The sequence below is a fragment of the Pseudomonas sp. GW821-FHT07G10 genome (genome assembly GCF_059418545.1).
This window is the reverse complement of record NZ_JBWKQB010000001.1, coordinates 373,187-388,168: the sequence shown is the minus strand read 5'-3', so window position 1 is coordinate 388,168 and position 14,982 is coordinate 373,187. Positions and strand designations below refer to the sequence as shown.

The 14,982-nt window shown below is 60.2% G+C and carries 14 protein-coding genes; 6 read left to right on the top strand and 8 right to left on the bottom strand.

The annotated features are described in order from the left end of the window. Nucleotides 1–4 precede the first annotated feature (4 nt). From AC07O1_RS01755 to AC07O1_RS01745, 3 genes are read right to left on the bottom strand one after another with little or no spacing between them, the layout of a single operon-like run. Nucleotides 5–1,432 (bottom strand): N-acetylmuramoyl-L-alanine amidase, encoded by a 1,428-nt coding sequence (locus tag AC07O1_RS01755; RefSeq protein ID WP_494993434.1) that lies wholly within the window; start codon nucleotides 1,430–1,432, stop codon nucleotides 5–7. Next, a complete protein-coding gene (gene tsaE / locus AC07O1_RS01750) occupies nucleotides 1,433–1,903 on the bottom strand; it encodes a tRNA (adenosine(37)-N6)-threonylcarbamoyltransferase complex ATPase subunit type 1 TsaE (RefSeq protein ID WP_495087746.1) in 471 nt (156 codons plus the stop codon). It lies immediately after the preceding gene. Then, nucleotides 1,891–2,751, bottom strand: coding sequence for an NAD(P)H-hydrate dehydratase (locus AC07O1_RS01745; protein WP_495087745.1), 861 nt, complete (start codon nucleotides 2,749–2,751; stop codon nucleotides 1,891–1,893). The genes tsaE and AC07O1_RS01745 overlap by 13 nt, the downstream gene beginning before the upstream one ends. A gap of 63 nt (nucleotides 2,752–2,814) precedes the next feature. Here AC07O1_RS01745 and queG point away from each other — a divergent pair, with 63 nt between their 5' ends. Then, nucleotides 2,815–3,894 carry a tRNA epoxyqueuosine(34) reductase QueG gene (gene queG, locus AC07O1_RS01740; protein ID WP_495087744.1) on the top strand — a complete coding sequence of 360 codons (1,080 nt, stop codon included), beginning with the start codon at nucleotides 2,815–2,817 and terminating at the stop codon, nucleotides 3,892–3,894. Here queG and AC07O1_RS01735 read toward each other — a convergent pair. Together AC07O1_RS01735 and orn are read right to left on the bottom strand one after the other, a co-directional pair. Then, entirely contained in the window at nucleotides 3,876–4,487 is a 612-nt protein-coding gene (locus AC07O1_RS01735; protein ID WP_494993430.1) for a trimeric intracellular cation channel family protein, read from the bottom strand. The two genes, queG and AC07O1_RS01735, sit on opposite strands and share 19 nt — an antisense overlap. Nucleotides 4,488–4,704: 217 nt before the next feature. Continuing rightward, nucleotides 4,705–5,247 carry an oligoribonuclease gene (gene orn, locus AC07O1_RS01730; RefSeq protein WP_495011232.1) on the bottom strand — a complete coding sequence of 181 codons (543 nt, stop codon included), beginning with the start codon at nucleotides 5,245–5,247 and terminating at the stop codon, nucleotides 4,705–4,707. Nucleotides 5,248–5,354: 107 nt separating this feature from the next. On the opposite strand from orn, the gene rsgA reads away from it, so the two are divergent. After that, the gene (gene rsgA / locus AC07O1_RS01725) at nucleotides 5,355–6,386 is read left to right on the top strand and encodes a small ribosomal subunit biogenesis GTPase RsgA (RefSeq protein WP_494993428.1); all 1,032 of its coding nucleotides are present in this window, start codon (nucleotides 5,355–5,357) and stop codon (nucleotides 6,384–6,386) included. Nucleotides 6,387–6,599: 213 nt separating this feature from the next. On the opposite strand, the gene motB is transcribed toward rsgA, so the two are convergent. Both motB and motA read right to left on the bottom strand, forming a co-directional pair. After that, on the bottom strand, nucleotides 6,600–7,646 hold the full coding sequence (gene motB, locus AC07O1_RS01720) for a flagellar motor protein MotB (RefSeq protein WP_495087743.1): 1,047 nt from the start codon (nucleotides 7,644–7,646) through the stop codon (nucleotides 6,600–6,602). Between the two features lie 3 nt (nucleotides 7,647–7,649). Then, complete coding sequence (gene motA / locus AC07O1_RS01715) at nucleotides 7,650–8,501, bottom strand: flagellar motor stator protein MotA (protein ID WP_495087742.1); 852 nt, start codon at nucleotides 8,499–8,501, stop codon at nucleotides 7,650–7,652. Nucleotides 8,502–8,666: 165 nt separating this feature from the next. Between motA and AC07O1_RS01710 the strand changes: the two genes are divergently transcribed. Genes AC07O1_RS01710 through asd form a run of 3 tightly spaced genes read left to right on the top strand, consistent with a single transcriptional unit; the run spans nucleotide 8,667 to nucleotide 11,943 of the window. Continuing rightward, entirely contained in the window at nucleotides 8,667–10,205 is a 1,539-nt protein-coding gene (locus tag AC07O1_RS01710; protein ID WP_495087741.1) for an HDOD domain-containing protein, read from the top strand. A 43-nt stretch (nucleotides 10,206–10,248) separates the two neighbouring features. Next, the gene (locus AC07O1_RS01705) at nucleotides 10,249–11,064 is read left to right on the top strand and encodes a rhodanese-like domain-containing protein (protein WP_495087740.1); all 816 of its coding nucleotides are present in this window, start codon (nucleotides 10,249–10,251) and stop codon (nucleotides 11,062–11,064) included. Between the two features lie 18 nt (nucleotides 11,065–11,082). Then, a complete protein-coding gene (gene asd, locus AC07O1_RS01700) occupies nucleotides 11,083–11,943 on the top strand; it encodes an archaetidylserine decarboxylase (RefSeq protein ID WP_495087739.1) in 861 nt (286 codons plus the stop codon). A 147-nt stretch (nucleotides 11,944–12,090) separates the two neighbouring features. On the opposite strand, the gene serB is transcribed toward asd, so the two are convergent. Next, nucleotides 12,091–13,305, bottom strand: coding sequence for a phosphoserine phosphatase SerB (gene serB / locus AC07O1_RS01695; protein WP_494993422.1), 1,215 nt, complete (start codon nucleotides 13,303–13,305; stop codon nucleotides 12,091–12,093). Between the two features lie 134 nt (nucleotides 13,306–13,439). On the opposite strand from serB, the gene AC07O1_RS01690 reads away from it, so the two are divergent. Continuing rightward, a complete protein-coding gene (locus tag AC07O1_RS01690) occupies nucleotides 13,440–14,981 on the top strand; it encodes an AhpA/YtjB family protein (protein ID WP_495087738.1) in 1,542 nt (513 codons plus the stop codon). Nucleotide 14,982 lies beyond the last annotated feature (1 nt).

Below are 14,982 nucleotides of genomic sequence, written 5' to 3'. Positions count from 1 at the left end.
TCACTCATTCCTTGGCCGCCAGTTCAGTGCCCGGAATGGTCAGGGTCTGACCGACTTTCAGTTCATCGCTCTGCAGATTGTTGACGCTGCGCAGGGTGGCGGCCGAAACCTGATAGCGCACGGCAATCATCGCTAGCGTTTCACCCGGACTCACCCGGTGATCACGTGGCCCTTGGGCAATTTTTCCAGAATCACGCAGCCAGGCGATGTAAGTGCCAGGTGGCGGATTCTGCTGGAAGAACTGGCGAACACCGCTGCTGATAGAGCGGGCCAGCGCTTGCTGATGGTTGGACGCGGCCAGTTTCGAGGCTTCGTTGGCGTTGGAAATAAATCCGGTTTCTACCAGGATCGACGGGATATCCGGAGATTTGAGCACCATGAACCCGGCCTGCTCGACGCGCTGCTTGTGCAACGGAGTAACCCGGCCAATGTTGCTCAGGACCTTCTGGCCGACGTTCAGGCTTGAGGTCAACGAGGCGGTCATCGACAGGTCGAGCAACACACCGGCCAACATCCGGTCCTTGTCATCGAGACTGACATTACCGGCACCGCCGATCAGGTCGGAGCGGTTTTCACTGTCGGCCAGCCAACGAGCGGTCTCGGAGGTGGCGCCGCGCTCGGACAAGGCAAACACCGAAGCACCGAAGGCGGCGGCTGACGGCGCCGCATCGGCATGGATCGAAACGAACAGATCCGCGCCCTTCTTGCGGGCAATCTCGGTACGTCCGCGCAACGGAATGAAATAGTCACCGGTACGGGTCAGCTCGGCACGGAAGCCTTTCATGCCGCTGACCTGACGCTGCAACTCCCTGGCGATCGCCAGCACCACGTCTTTTTCCTTCTGACCACGGGAGCCGGAAGCACCCGGGTCCTCACCACCGTGACCGGCATCGATCACCACAATGATGTCGCGCTTGCCGGCCGGCGCAGGTGGAAGCTTGATGGAAGGCTCGACCGGGGTCACTGGCACCGCAGGCACGGTGGCAACATTGGTCGGCGGCGGGGTCGGTGCAGCATCAGCAGCGTTGTCGAACAGATCGACCACCAGCCGGTTGCCGTACTGCGCATTGGGCGCCAGGATGAAGCTTTTCGGCGTGACGGCTTTTTTCAGGTCGATGACCACCCGCAGGTCGGTCGGCGTACGCTGGGCCGAGCGCATGGAGGTTATCGGGGTGTTGGCGGTGGAGACATTCAGCGGGCCGCCAAGCGTCGCGCCATTGATGTCGATCACCAGGCGATCTGGCGCCGTCAGGGTAAAAACGCTGTGCTGGACCGGACCGGACAGGTCAAACACCAGTCGGGTGTTATCCGGTGCGCGCCACAGGCGTACGCTACGGACCTGTGTGGCAGCCACAGCGTCGACGGCCAGTGCCGTAAGCAATAGTCCTACGACAGCAACCAACGCGCGAAAGCGCATACCTAACCCCATCATTTATTTGAATTCCAATGCCAAAGCGGCACACCACAACTCGCCACGCGAGCCTTGGGGCAACAAACTCAGCGAACGTCCGCTGTTATGCGGGCTAATGGTAATGGTCAGGTCGGGCTTTGGCAAAAAGCCTGCACCACGCTGGGGCCATTCGATCAGACACAGTGCATCGCCTTCGAAGTAATCACGGATACCGAGATATTCCAGCTCCTCCGGATCGACCAGTCGATAGAGGTCGAAATGAAAAGCCCGAACCTCGCCGATCTCATAGGGTTCAACCAGGGTAAAGGTCGGACTCTTGACCGCCCCCATATGCCCCAGGCCACGGATGATGCCCCGCGACAAGGTGGTTTTCCCCGCCCCCAGATCACCGTCCAGGAAGATCACCCCAAGTCCTTGGGTGACTTGAGCGATACACGCCCCCAACTTGATCATGGCTTCTTCATCGGCCAGATACAGCGTTACTTCAGACACGGTGATTGCTCCTCCAGCAACTGACGAATGGCTGGAATCAAATCACTGGCCGCCAGCCCCCGGCCCAATTTGCCTTGACGCTCGCCAGCGCTGGCGTGCAGCCAGACCGCCAGACAGGCTGCATCGTAAGCCTCCATGCCCTGAGCCAGCAGCGCGCCGACCAATCCGGCCAGCACATCCCCCAGACCAGCCGTCGCCATTGCCGGATGGCCACGATCACACAGCGCCAGGCGACCGTCCGGGCTGGCAATCAGACTGCCGGCACCTTTGAGAATGATCACCGCCGAGTATTTCTTGCTCAATTGGCGCGCAACAGTAAGACGATCTGCCTGAACGGCCGCTGTCGAAAGCCCCAACAGACGCGCCGCTTCGCCCGGATGCGGAGTTATCACGCAGCCCCTTGGCAATTCCAGCCCACCCTTGGCCAGCAGGTTCAGTGCATCGGCATCCCAGACTTGCGGCAATGGCGCATTGGCCGCCGCCGACAACAGACTCCGCCCCCAGGCAGCCTGCCCCAACCCCGGGCCAACCACCAATACCGATGCCCGCTCAAGCAGCCCCATCAGTTGGTTGGCAGAATGTGTAGCCACCGTCATGACTTCCGGTAGCCGCGCCAGGGCTGCCGGCACGTGCTCGCTGCGGGTCGCCACTGAAACCAGGCCCGCGCCACTGCGCAGGGCACTTTCAGCACTTAATAAGATGGCACCGCCTAGACCCCGGTCGCCGCCGATCAACAATACATGGCCGAACTGACCTTTATGGGCGCTCGGCGAGCGCGCAGAAAGCTGCGGCAAGTTGCCAGGCCCGAGGTGCTGAACGTCGGGTAAATCGTGTTTTGTCTGCGGCATGCGTCTTCGGGCTCCGATGTCTGGCAGAATTATACGCACCTCAGCCCCGGTTTCTCTCGTCTCATGCCTGCTATTACTGTCGACCTTCCCGCCCTCGCCCAATCAATCAAGGATTGGGGTCGCGAGTTGGGCTTTCAACAAGTTGGCATCAGCGGCCTGGACCTGGCCGAGCATGAGCAGCACCTGCAGCGCTGGCTCGACGCCGGGTATCACGGCGAAATGGACTACATGGGTGCCCATGGCAGCAAACGCTCCCATCCCGAGGAGTTGGTGCCGGGTACGCTGCGGGTGGTTTCGTTGCGCATGGACTACCTGCCGGGTGATACCCATATGGCTCAGCGCCTGGCTCAGCCGGAAAAAGCCTATGTCTCGCGGTATGCCTTGGGTCGCGATTACCACAAGCTGATCCGCAAACGCGTGCAGCAGTTGGCAGAGCGTATCCAGAAGGTCATCGGCCCGTTCGGCTATCGCGCCTTCGTCGACAGCGCTCCGGTGCTGGAAAAAGCCATCGCCGAACAGGCGGGGCTCGGCTGGATCGGTAAAAACACCCTGGTGCTCAACCGCAAGGCCGGCAGCTATTTCTTTCTCAGCGAGCTGTTTGTCGACTTGCCGCTACCAGTAGACCCACCCCACGCCACTGAGCACTGTGGTCGCTGCACTGCTTGCCTGGACATATGCCCGACCAATGCCTTCGTCGGCCCATATGTACTGGACGCTCGACGCTGCATCTCCTACCTGACCATCGAACTGAAAACCGCTATCCCCGAGGATTTGCGGCCATTGATCGGCAATCGGGTGTTTGGCTGTGATGACTGCCAGATCGTCTGCCCGTGGAACCGCTTCGCCCGCCCTTCGGGAGAAGGCGACTTCAAGCCCCGGCACAATCTGGACAATGCCCAGTTGGCCGAGTTGTTTATGTGGGATGAAGACAAGTTCCTCAGCAGCACTGAAGGCTCACCGTTGCGGCGAGCCGGTTATGAGCGCTGGCTGCGCAATCTGGCAGTGGGGCTTGGAAATGCACCCTCAAGCATTCCGGTGCTGGAAGCGTTGAAGGCGCGGCGCGATTACCCCTCAGAACTGGTGCGCGAGCATGTGGAGTGGGCGCTCAAGCAGCACGCCAACCGTCAGTGCTCGTCGTTGTAGACGAACTTCGGCATTTCCCAGTGAAAGCGGATCGCCAACAAGCGCAACAAGAATCCGCCGAACAAGGTAATCAGAATCGCCTGCTCAGCCGGCAATTGCAGGTAGACGCAGAACAGATAGCACCACGCAGCAGCGAACGAGACGCTGGCATAGAGTTCGCGGCGGAAGATCAATGGAATGTCGTTGCAGAAGATGTCCCGCAAAATGCCGCCGAACACCCCGGTGATCACCCCGCTGACCGAGGCCACCAGCATACCGTGGCCCATTTCCAGGGCGATCATGCAGCCGATCAGGGTGAAAGCCACCAAACCTGCGGCGTCAAGCACCAGGAACAGTGAGCGCAGGTGGCGCATCCACTGCGCGATAAAGATCGTCACCAGCGCCGCGATCGAGGTCAGTACCAGGTATTCAGGGTGTTTGACCCAGGTCAGAGGGTAATGACCCAGCAGTACGTCGCGCACCGAACCGCCACCGAGCGCCGTCACGCAGGCGATCAGCACCACACCGAACCAATCCATGCCGCGACGACCGGCAGACAAGGCTCCCGTCATGGCTTCGGTGGTAATGGCAATCAGGTAAAGCATCAGCAACATGGTGGCGATCCGAGCAGGAGGGCGCGCAGTCTAACCAGTTGGCGTGAGCACCAAAAGAGGGCGCAAGCGTATTCATTCGGATAGCCCGCGTCGCCTTCATCGCGGGCAAGCCTCGCTCCTACAAGATTGGCATCGAACCGCAATGGCGTGCCCGACACCTGGCTTGTAGGAGCGAGGCTTGCCCGCGAAGAGGTCAGACCCGATACCGCCAAACCGATCAGAACTTGATGAAGTTCTTGCGGTAATGCTGCAACTCGGCGATCGACTCGCGGATGTCGTCCAGCGCAAGGTGGGTGCTGCCCTTCTTGAAGCTGTCGCGCACATCAGGAGCCCAGCGTGCGGCCAGTTCTTTCAAGGTCGACACATCAAGATTGCGGTAATGGAAGTAGCTTTCCAGTGCTTTCATATGGGTATAAAGGAAGCGGCGATCCTGACAGATGCTGTTGCCACAGATCGGCGACTTGCCCTTGGGTACCCACTTCTCCAGAAAGGCGATGGTCTGTGCTTCGGCTTCGGCCATGCTGATGCTGCTTTCGCGAACCCGTTGAGTCAGCCCGGAGCCGCCGTGTTGACGGGTATTCCACTCATCCATGCCGGCGAGGATTTCGTCGCTATGGTGGATGGCGATGACCGGGCCCTCAGCCAAGGTATTGAGATTACTGTCAGTGACGATGGTTGCCATCTCGATGATGACGTCGGTGTCAGGGTTCAGACCGGTCATTTCCAGATCGATCCAAATCAGATTCTGCGGGTTTTGCATATGTCGGCTCCTCGGCGTAGTTGCGCAGTTTAGCCTAGCCCGTAGGCAGGGCGTGCTAAACTCGCGGCCGTTTTACCTAACCGACGCCTTATCGACACGGAACACCCATGGCCAAACGCCAGCTCAATCGTCGCCAAAACTGGCGCATCGAAAAGATTCAAGGCGAACGCGCCGCCCGCGCCGCCAAACGCGAATCCTCTGCCGTGGAAGCACTCGAGGGCGGCGATCTTGGCCCCGAACAAACCGGGCTGGTGATCGCGCACTTCGGTGTGCAGGTCGAGGTCGAAGCCCGCGACGGCGAACTGGCCGGCCAGGTATTCCGCTGCCACTTGCGCGCCAACCTGCCCGCGCTGGTCACCGGCGATCAGGTGGTCTGGCGTGCCGGCAACCAGGGTATCGGGGTGATCGTTGCGCAGTTGCCGCGCAACACCGAACTCTGTCGCCCGGACAGTCGCGGCCAGCTCAAGCCCGTCGCGGCCAACGTCGACATGATCGTGATCGTCTTCGCCCCGCTGCCCGAACCCCACGCCAACCTGATCGACCGTTATCTGGTGGCTGCCGAGCATGCCGGCATTCGCCCGCTGTTGCTGCTGAACAAGGCTGATCTGATCGATGAGCAAAATGCTCCGGCGCTGAATGCCTTGCTGGCGGTCTATCGACAGCTGGGTTATCCGCTGCTGGAAGTGTCTGCCCACCACGGCGACGGCATGGAGCAGTTGCAAGTTCAACTGGACGGCCGTATCAGCGTGTTCGTCGGCCAGTCCGGCGTCGGCAAATCCTCGCTGGTGAACAGCCTGCTACCGGAAGTCGAAGCCCGGGTCGGCCCGTTGTCCGAACTCTCCGGCCAAGGCACCCACACCACCACCACTGCGCGGCTGTTCCACTTCCCGGGCGGCGGCGAACTGATCGACTCCCCGGGGATTCGTGAATTCGGTCTGGGCCATGTCAGCCGCGCCGACGTCGAAGCAGGCTTCATCGAGTTCAACGATCTGATCGGCACCTGCCGCTTCCGTGACTGCAAGCATGACCGCGAGCCTGGTTGCGCGCTGCTCAAGGCACTGGAAGATGGCCGCGTGCAACAACAGCGAATGAACAGCTACCGCTCGATCATCGCCAGCCTGCCGGAAACCAGCTATTAATAAGTAGCAACCGGCAGAGACAAAAAAGCCGCGATCATCTTGATCGTTCCCACGCTCTGCGTGGGAATGCCGCCCCGGACGCTCTGCGTCCGCTGTAGAGGTGACGCAGAGCGTCACAGGATGCATTCCCACGCGGGAGCGTGGGAACGATCAATTAATAAGTAGCAATCGGCAGAGACAAGAAAGCCGCGATCATCGCGGCTTTTTTGTGGGTCACTGCTTCGCTGGCTCAGCGGCTTTACCCGCCCCGCCTGCTTTCGGTGGACTGTCCTCAAACAGGTTCAGTCTCTCCCGAAGCTCATGGGCCGGCAGCGGCTGCTTGTCCGCCGGCAGAGCGTTCGGGTCGGCGGCCGCGCCTGGCACTTCACCTGGTGCGCCCTGCCCTGGTGTCGGCGCTGGCGCAGGCTCGGCACCTTGCTCGCCCTCGATGGCGCGCTGGGCTTTCTTGGTCAGCACGACGATATCGATCCGCCGGTTGACCGGATTGAACGGATGTTCACGGTCAAACAATGCCGACGAGGCGAAGCCCACCACCCTGGCCACTTGCGTATCCGGATAACCACCGGCAACCAGCGCCCGGCGCGCAGCGTTGGCACGGTTGGCCGACAGTTCCCAGTTACCAAAGTCGCCGGTGCCGGTGTAGGGTTTGGCATCGGTGTGACCGCTGACGCTGATCTTGTTCGGCACCGCTTTGATGGTGTCCGCCATGGCCAACAGGATGTCTTCGAAATACGGCTTCAGACGCGCACTGCCGGAGTCGAACATCGGCCGGTTCTCGGCGTCCATGATCTGGATGCGCAAACCGTCCGGGGTGATTTCGAAGAGAATCTGATCCTTGAATTTCTGCAGCTGCGGGCTCTCTTCAACCTTTTTCTGCAATTCTTGCAGCAGCAGCTCGAGACGTTCCTGCTCGACCTTTTCGGCCATGTTTTCGACTTGATCGGTGTCGATGATGACCTTGTCCGGCTGCGGCTGCGACTTGACCTCTGGGTTGATGGTCTTTTCCGGCGCCAGCTGCGGCGAACCACCCAGGTCAATAATGAACGGCGTACCGCTCTCGGAAAAACCGATCGGGTCCTTGAAGTAACCGGCGATGGCAATCTTCTGTTCCGGGGTCGCCGTGGACAACAGCCACAACACCAGGAAGAACGCCATCATCGCCGTCGCGAAGTCAGCGAAGGCGATTTTCCAGGCGCCTCCGTGATGTCCGCCGGCGTGGCGCTTGACGCGCTTGATGATAATCGGTTGATTATTTTCCATGACTTAGCGACCGCGAACCGCTTGTTCCAGCTCTGCGAAGCTAGGACGGTGCGCCGGGTACAGAACCTTGCGCCCGAACTCCACTGCCAGCGACGGCGGCATGCCGGAGGCCGAAGCCACCAGTGAAGCCTTGATGGCCTCGTAGACGTTCAGTTCTTCCTTGGCGTCGTGGGCCAGCGAATGAGCCAGCGGGCCGAAGAAGCCGTAGGCCGCGAGAATACCGAAGAAGGTACCGACCAGCGCCGCACCGACGTGCATGCCGATGGCTTTCTGGTCACCTTCGCCGAGAGAGGCCATGGTCACCACGATACCCAATACCGCCGCGACGATACCGAAGCCGGGCATGGCATCGGCGATACCGTTGACCGCGTGAGAAGGATGCTCCAGATCTTCTTTCAGGCTGAACAATTCCATGTCGAACAAGCCTTCAAGCTCATGGGGGGCCATGTTGCCGGAGGACATGATGCGCAAGTAATCACAGATGTACGCGGTCATGCGTTGATCTTTGAGCACGGCCGGGTACTTGGCGAAGATCGGGCTGGCGGCTGCATCTTCGATGTCGCTTTCAATCGCCATCATGCCTTCGCGACGGCTCTTGTTGAGGATCTCGTAGATCAGGCCCAGCACCTCCAGATAGAAGGTGTGAGTGAAACGCGAACTGAACATCCTCAGGGCTTTCTTGAGGACATGCAGCGTCATGTAACCGGGGTTGGCCTGGAGGAATGCGCCGAAGGCTGCACCACCAATGATCATGACCTCGAAAGGCTGAATCAGGGCGGCAATTTTGCCGTGGGAGAGTACGTATCCGCCGAGCACGCTCGCGAATACGACAATGATGCCGATGATTTTAGCCATAGTAGGAGAGTACTTATTGAGTCGGGTTCAAGGTCATATTCGGAAGTTAATAAAACTCTTCTTCTACTTATCGGCAAAACTGCGCCAGACTATAGCCCGATAAGGCGAAAAGCCAGTTTGCCCCCTTCTGGGCGTGTTAATTGTGAATGATGATCGCGCCCAGCCATGGTTAATGAAACGACAGTCCCAACTGCAAAACCCAAGACCCTCGAAAGCTGGATAAAGCTCCTCGACGCCGTGTCTTTGCCGGTGCCGCAAACCAGCCATGACCGGGTGTGCAAAGCCATCGCCGATAACCGCAGTTCGATGCGCGATATCGCCGAGCTCATGCAAGAAAGTCCCGCACTGGCCCTCAGCGTAATTCGCGAAGCCAACCGCCACACCCACGGCAACATGACCGAGCCGGCCGAAAACCTTGAGATCGCGATCAATCGCCTCGGTTTGAAGCGCACCGAAGCATTGCTCGCGCGCCTGCCAGCCTTGCCCCAGGAAGCAATCCCTATAGCGTTGCGGCAATTGCAACTGATCAGCCAGCACGCCACACAACAGGCCAACGGCCTGTTCGCCAGCCGCCTGGCGCGTCTTTGGCAGGACATCCATTGGGGCAGTTTGCTGTTCCTTTCGCCGCTCTGGCCATTGACGCTGACGCATCCGCAATTGCTGGAAGAGTGGGAGCTGAGGGTGATTCACAAGGGCGAGTCAGCGCGCAAGGTCGAACAGCAATTGTTCGGTGTGCGCCTGCTGGAATTGTGCCTGGCGCTTGTCGAAGTCTGGCGCTTGCCGGTCTGGGTTGCGCAGGGCTATCGCGTGTTGATCAACGAGCAGCGGGAATTGGTCAAGGTTCTGCACATCGCCCGTGACAGCGATCACCCTTTGCGTCAGCAACAGCGACTGGACGCCGACCCTGCCTTGCGCCGCTGGCTGAATCAGCCGGCCAACACCGTGCTGCTGGCCAACGGCCTGGCGCTGTCGGCTCAGCATGCCTGGGACAGTCCGCACAATGTGCGCTGGCAGTACTTGACCGGCCTTTATCTGCAAGTACCGATGGACGAACTTCAGCAGCAACTGCACCAGCAAGCCGCACAGAGTGCACGCAACCATACAATGCCCGACCTCTGGCACCCGGCCCAAGCGATGCTCTGGCCCTGGAACACACGCCGCATTCATCGCGCCCTGCTGCCGGCAGCACCGCCCTCGGCCGAAGACCTGGTGATGTGGCGCAAACACTGCACGCAATTGCTGGTAGAGCCGAGCCGATTCAACAACGCGATGCACCTGATCACCTTGGCCCGCGATGCGCTGGTGGCCTGCGGGATGCGCCGGGTGATGCTGTTGATGGCGGACCGTAGCCTGAGTAGCCTGCGGGTCCATCAGATTGCCGGCCTGCCCGAAGAGTCGGCCGCTCTGAACCTGCAGGTCAGCCAAAGCTCCGTGCTGCAACGCCTGCTGGCAAAACCGGCACAAATTCGTCTGACACCGGCCAGCAACGCACAATTTTCGGCACTGCTGCCCAACAGCCTGCGCAGCCAGTTCGGCGGCGAGCATCTATTGTTGCGCTCTCTGAGCAGTAACGGCCGGGTGGTGATGCTGTTAGTGGCCGACCAGGGCGGTGGCCCGTTCTCGGAAATCACTGTGCAGGCCTTCGGAAAAACCGCACAGTGCATCGAAAAGGCCCTGCACAGCTTTACCAACCGCGGTACCTGACGCTTGCGCTACAATCCTCCCTTTTTTGCTCTGGAGACCTCACATGCCTGATTTCTCTGGCTTGCCGTTGGTGATCGAACCCGGCGACCTGCTCGCCCGCCTCGACGCCCGCGAACTGATCCTGGTCGACCTGACCAGCAGTGCCCGCTACGCAGAGGGACATATTCCCGGCGCACGCTTCGTCGATCCTAAACGTACTCAGCTTGGACAGGCGCCTGCGCCGGGCCTGTTGCCGACACAGGCCGCTCTTGAAGCGTTGTTCGGTGAACTGGGACACAACCCCGATGCGGTCTACGTGGTCTATGACGACGAAGGCGGCGGTTGGGCCGGGCGCTTTATCTGGCTGCTGGATGTCATCGGCCACAGCCACTACCACTATGTCGACGGCGGCCTGCAGGCCTGGCTGACAGAAGGTTTGCCAATGTCGATCCAGGTCCCGACTGCGGTGGGTGGCCCAGTCGCCCTGACCCTGCACGACGAACCCACCGCCACCCGCGAATACCTGCAAAGCCGTTTGGGCGCTGCCGACCTGGCGATCTGGGATGCGCGCGGCCCACTGGAATACTCCGGCGAAAAAGTCCTCGCGGCCAAAGGCGGGCATATCCCCGGCGCGGTCAATTTTGAATGGACGGCCGGCATGGATCAGGCGCGCAACCTGCGCATCCGCAAGGACATGCCGCAGATCCTCGAAAAGCTCGGCATCACCAAAGACAAAGAAGTGATCACCCACTGCCAGACTCACCATCGCTCTGGCTTCACCTATCTGGTGGCCAAGGCGCTCGGTTATCCGCGAGTCAAAGGCTACGCCGGCTCCTGGGGCGAATGGGGCAACCACCCCGACACGCCTGTAGAGATTTAAGGTTTTTAAGGACAGTTAATGAAAAAGCGTTTGTTTATCCTCAGCCAGTACTTGCTGCCCCATCACCTGCTTTCGCGCCTGGCCGGCTGCATTGCCGAATGCCGCGTGCGCTGGTTCAAGAATGCCTTCACCGCCTGGTTCGCCAAGCGTTATCAGGTAGACATGTCCCAAGCGCTGGTCGAAGACCTGACCGCTTACGAACACTTCAACGCCTTCTTCACCCGCGCCCTGAAAGAGGGTGCACGACCACTGGACCAGACGCCGGGCGCGATCCTCAGCCCGGCGGACGGTGCGGTCAGCCAGCTTGGCCCGATCGAACACGGTCGCGTATTCCAGGCCAAAGGCCACAGCTTCAGCGTGCTGGAGCTGCTCGGCGGTGATGCCGCTGCAGCCGCGCCGTTCATGGGCGGCGATTTCGCCACTATTTACCTGTCGCCCAAGGACTACCACCGCGTGCACATGCCACTGGCCGGTACCCTGCGCGAGATGGTTTACATCCCGGGCCGGATTTTCTCGGTCAACCAGACCACTGCCGAAAATGTCCCGGAACTGTTCGCCCGCAACGAGCGCGTGGCGTGCATATTCGATACCGAGCGCGGGCCGATGGCCGTGGTATTGGTGGGGGCGATGATTGTCGCTTCGGTTGAAACGGTCTGGGCCGGGCTGGTGACGCCGCCCAAGCGCGAGCTGAAAACCGTACGTTACGACGAAGCCGCACGTGCGCCGATCCATCTGGAGAAAGGCGCTGAACTGGGACGCTTCAAACTCGGTTCTACCGCCGTCGTATTGTTCGGGCCGGATCAGGTGAAATGGGCTGAAGGGCTGGTTGCCGGTTCGCCAGTACAGATGGGGCAAGGCATGGCTTTGCCTGAGGCGTAAGCGCTTTCCCCCCTGGTTTTTCGCCCCACGAGCGTTCGTGGAGGCGAAAAAGGCGATGGCCAGCACCTTTGTCGCCGCTTCGCGGGCAAGCCTCGCTCCTACCTTGTAGAAGCGAGGCTTGCCCGCGATATAGGCGCTCTGTCAATCTCAGAGTTGCCCGTCGCGATCTCTGAAACCAAGCAAATACAGCACCCCATCCAGCCCCAAGGTCGAGATCGCCTGCTTGGCCGATTGCTTGACCAGCGGCTTGGCACGGAACGCTACACCAAGACCGGCAATCGCCAGCATCGGCAAGTCGTTGGCACCGTCGCCAACAGCGATGGTCTGCTCCAGGCGCAAGCCTTCCTTGTGGGCCAGTTCGCGCAGCAAGTCAGCCTTGCGCTGAGCGTCCACGATCGGCTCGACCGCAACACCCGTCACCTTGCCATCGACCACTTCCAGTTCGTTGGCGAACACGTAATCAATGCCCAATTTCGCTTGTAACTGCTTGGCGAAGTAAGTGAAGCCGCCGGAGAGGATTGCCGTCCTGTAGCCCAGACGTTTGAGCTCGGCGAACAGCGTTTCAGCCCCTTCGGTCAACCGCAGCGAAGCGCCGATCGAATCCAGCACGTTGACATCCAGCCCCTTGAGCAAGGCCAGGCGCTCCTTGAAACTGGCACGGAAGTCCAGCTCGCCGGCCATTGCCCGCTCGGTGATCTCGGCTACCCGGTCACCGACACCGGCGGCCTTGGCCAACTCGTCGATGACTTCCGCTTCGATCAGGGTCGAGTCCATATCGAACACCGCCAAACGACGGTTGCGACGGAACAGTGAATCTTCCTGGAAGGCGATGTCGACGTTCAGCTCTTGCGCCACGCTGAGGAACTCGGCGCGCAATGCTTGCGGGTCAGCGGCTTCGCCGCGAACAGAGAACTCGATGCAGCCCTTGCCTTTGTCCGCCGGAGTGTCCAGCGGCATCCTCCCGGACAGACGATCGATGTGATCGATGTTCAAACCGTATTTGGCAGTGATCGAACTGACTCGCTGCAGCTGTTCGGCGGTCACCTTGCGGGTCAATAACGTCACGATGTGACGCTTCTTGCCCTGGCCACCCACCCATTGCTGGTAATCTTCTTCGGACACCGGAGTGAACCGCACTTGCTGATCCAGCTTGTAAGCGGTGAATAGGATGTCTTTGAGTACCGAAGAACCTTGCTCGGTACTCGGTATTTCAACCAGGATGCCGAACGACAGAGTGTCGTGGATCACCGCCTGACCAATGTCGAGAATGTTCACACCACCCTGCGCCAAAACGCCAGTAATGGCCGCAGTCAGACCCGGACGGTCGACACCAGTGATGTTTATCAGGACGATTTCGCGCAAGGCGCACCCCCGCAGGTGGAAAAAAACCGCATTCTACCCACATTCAGTGACCATCGGGCACAGCCAGCGCTTTGCCGGTCTAGGGCCTGTCGCTATACTGCGCCTCAACTTCACGGACAAAAGAGCCGAGCTCAGTGAACCGGCCTACGCCAGTTAAAACCGATAACTTCTTTCTGCTGATCTTCCGGGCACTGCGCCACCGCCGTGTACCGATCGCATTGCGCATTGCCAGCCATAACGTGATCCTCGTCGCCTTGGCCCTGGTGATCTATGCCTGCGTGATGGGTCTGCAGTTCAAACAGGCGATGCACGAGCAGGCGGATGCCCTCGGCCAGAGCCTGACCACCCAGACCGCCACTTCAGCGACCGAACTGCTGGTGTCCAACGACATCCTCAGCCTCAACGTGCTGCTGAACAACCTGACCAAGAACCCGTTGGTGGCCCACGCTGCAATCTATAGCGTGGACAACCGGATTCTTGCCGAGGCTGGCCAGCGACCGAAAAACGGTCTGCTGGGTGAGGCTGAAGGCCTGTATCAGACCAAGATCACCTTCCAGGACGTGACCGCCGGCCACCTGCGAATCAGCCTCGATATGCAGCAGTTCCAGCAGCCGATGACCATCAGCCTGCAAAGCATGGGCATCCTCAGCGCGATTCTGCTGGCACTCTCCCTGGCCTTGAGTTTGCGCCTGGGTCGGCATATCTCCACACCTCTGATGCAATTGCGTGTCTGGTTACGGGATATTGACGAACATACCCCGGCGACACAGCGTCAGGATGAAATCGGTGACCTGGCCCGTCAGCTCCACGCCAATTTCGCGCCTGAGAAAGTCGAACCTGAACCGTTGCCTGAAGTGGACTACGACGACAGCGATTACGACGAAGCCGAAGAGGCCGAGCCGGTGTTCGAGGTGCGCAATCTGCGCGACCCGAGCTTCGACGAAACCGCACCAGTCGCCGCGCCCAAGCCAGCGCCACGGCATATTGTCAGCACCGAAGAAGACGATCTGGACGAGGACGACCCGTTCGCCGACCTGCGTGACCACTCTGTAGCGACTGCGCCTAAACAGGTGCCAAAACCGGTTACCCCTTCACAGCCACGGCACAGCGCAGTCCTTGCTGTGCAACTTGGCGCACAGGATCAACTGCGTCGCCTGCCCCGCGCGCGTCTGACGGAGCTGCTTGAGCGCTATCGCGACTGCCTTGACCAGGCGGCTTCGCTGTACCAGAGCGAACTGCACACCCTGAACGACGGCAGCACACTGATGCTGTTCCACAGCGAAGACAGCGGCGACGATTACCTGACCAACGCTATCTGCTGTGGCGAGCTGCTCAGGGCACTGGGCCATGCACTGCAAATCGAAGTCGCGGACAGCGGCATCACCTTGCAACTGCAGCTTGGACTGACTCTGGGTGACGGACTCTTCGCCCTGAGCCAGATTGATCTGCTGCTGACCGAAACAGCCCAGGACGCCCTCGCCCTGTCCCAACACAGCCGCAACCTGCTGCTGGTGGAACGCAAGATCAGCGATGACGTGCTGATCCGCCAGCGCGCACGTATTCGGCCCATCGCCAGCCCCGAAGGCGCTTGCTGCGTAGAGCGTCTGATGGAGCCTTATCCATCGATGCTCGAACGGCAACTGGCGCGGATGCATGAGACTCGAGCCAAGAGCTGAG